3 protein-coding genes are annotated in these 2,282 nt (G+C 45.8%); 1 reads left to right on the top strand and 2 read right to left on the bottom strand.

Translation table 11 applies throughout. From position 1 onward, the window contains the following. The coding region (locus A3762_RS11350; RefSeq protein WP_068755574.1) for a 3-deoxy-7-phosphoheptulonate synthase at positions 1 to 647 on the bottom strand (647 nt) is incomplete at its 3' end. Between the two features lie 325 nt (positions 648 to 972). Between A3762_RS11350 and A3762_RS11340 the strand changes: the two genes are divergently transcribed. Continuing rightward, complete coding sequence (locus A3762_RS11340; protein WP_068753508.1) at positions 973 to 1,782, top strand: inositol monophosphatase family protein; 810 nt, start codon at positions 973 to 975, stop codon at positions 1,780 to 1,782. A gap of 7 nt (positions 1,783 to 1,789) precedes the next feature. Here the strand turns inward: A3762_RS11340 and slmA are convergent. Further along, positions 1,790 to 2,282 (bottom strand): nucleoid occlusion factor SlmA (gene slmA / locus A3762_RS11335; protein WP_068755572.1); only part of this gene is annotated, 493 nt, incomplete at its 5' end.

Here is a 2,282-nt window from a genome sequence, read left to right as displayed (position 1 = left end):
ATCGAGAAGAAACTATGAGGGTTAGCCGCCGAAATTAATGCATTAATGGCAACATCTAATCCTCCATCGGTACCATTCTTAAACCCGACTGAACACGGTAAAGCACTCGCCATTTCTCTATGTGTTTGAGACTCAGTTGTTCGAGCGCCAATTGCTACCCATGAAATCAAATCATCCAAGTAAGGCATCGCTAGAGGATTTAAGGCTTCAGTCGCCAGAGGCACACCAAGCTCAACCAAGCGTAACAACAAACTTCTGCTTGCCTCTAAACCTGCGCCTAAGTCATCGGAGCCATCCATATCTGGATCGTACAACATCCCTTTCCAACCAACACTTGTTCGTGGTTTTTCAAGATAGGCACGCATAACGATAAGTAGCTTATCGCTGAACTTTTCGTTTAATGCGACAAGACGCTCGGCATACTCAATTGCAGATTGATCACAATGCAATGAACATGGACCTGTTATCACTAACAAGCGATTATCTGCCCCTGTCACGATATCCTGCACCTGTTGACGTTGCTTAAAAATCTGATCAGACAACGCATCATTCAAAGGAAGACATTCCTTCAAAGCTTTTGGGCTGATTAAAGGGGTCAGTATCGCTACCGCTTCTTCATTGCTCGATTGGGCTTGAACTTGGCTCATTGTTGTTTTCCTTCTAAAAAAAAACCTCGGGGGGCTGCGCCTACCGAGGTTTCTTCTTCGGAGGCGCTTAGATGGCCTCCCTATAATGCTTAGTTAGCTGGGCACGACCATAACTTGGTGATAACCAAAATAAAAGCTAAAGTGCCACGCAGCAGAAGATGCCGGATAAGTCATTCGGTTGTTTTGAGGTCGAGTTTGCTTCAAATTCATCTTCATAGTGGGATCAAACTTAACCTCGATTTCATGATTTGTAAACAGCCAGACCTTTATTTCCTGGATATCGGGCTTATATCGTGAACATTCGCGCACAAAAAAAGAGAACAGCATGTCAGATCTATACCAATCCGCCTTTCAACTCAGTAAAAAAGTCGCGCTCGAAGCAGGACAACTGATTAAACAATTACGCGAGGAAGGTTCTCTTGATCATCAATATAAAGATCAACATGAACTCGTGACCAATGCTGATCTTGCCGCAGATAAACTAATTGTTGAGCGCATTAAAGAAGTGTTTCCAGATCATCGTTTTTTGACTGAGGAAACCTGCACAGACAAATCACTCGGGCATGATTTAAGCAGTCCAATTTGGATCATCGACCCCATAGATGGAACCGTCAACTATGCCCACGGACAGCAGATGGTCGCGGTCAGTATTGCATTTGCTTGCGATGGAGATGTGCAATGCGGGGTCGTATACAACCCGTTCCTAGATGAAATGTTTTGCGGATTAAAGGGTGCCGGCGCAACTCTCAACGAAGAGGCTATAAGCATAAGTGGCCAACAAAATTTGCGTAAAGCAGTCTTTGCAACGGGCTTCCCCTATGACAAAAGCACGCTTCCTCCGATACTCGAACGCGTGACCATTATGCTCGAAAAATGCCAAGACTTACGTCGTTTAGGCAGTGCTGCCTTAGATATTTGTTGGGTTGCGTGCGGCCGCCATGATTTTTACTTTGAATCTTTAAGCCCATGGGACTTTGCCGCGGCACGTGTCATTGCTATAGAAGCAGGCGCACGTTGCGGCCATTTCAGTGAAGTTCCAGCTCATATTCCTGCGGCCATTTATGATAAGAACTTATTGATAAGTTCGCCCGCACTCTTCGATCAAGCACGAGCGCTTCTCGCCCCAACAACCTAAATTATGGCTATTGAAATAAGCCACTCGCTAAGATCGGCCAATGACTCACCCAATGCGCCGTTGGCTTAACTTTGAACTCACTACGAACAAATTGGTGAACGCGCCCTTCAACATTGACCAACAACAAGTTTGCGCTAGCCGCTGGACTAAGACGTCTGGTCAAACCCTCTTGGGCCTCACCTTCTTTGATAATTTGCTTGAGTTCTGTTTCTAAGCGTTGAAAAAACTGCTCGGCGCGATTCCGAACTTTTTCGTTCTCTCCCGCTAATGCATCACCAGCAAGAATGCGACACATTCCTTGATTCTTTTCAGCAAAAGCAAGCACCAAAGTTAGTATCTTCTGCAGCTTGTCTAAACAGCCTTGCCCCTCAGCCTTAATACGCGTCACACGGCTAAACACAGTCTCTTCGATAAACTCAATAAGGCCTTCATACATTTTCGCCTTACTCGGGAAGTGCCTGTAAAGCGCAGCCTCGGTAACCCCGACTTCAACCGCGAGC

This window comes from Oleiphilus sp. HI0125 (assembly GCF_001635355.1).
The sequence above is the reverse complement of the archived record's forward strand: the minus strand, read 5'-3'. Positions and strand labels throughout refer to the sequence as shown.

Bases quoted from the DNA above. Each gene is read 5' to 3' on its own strand.
- A3762_RS11340 (WP_068753508.1), top strand. From the start codon at position 973: ATGTCAGATCTATACCAATCCGCCTTTCAACTCAGTAAAAAAGTCGCG.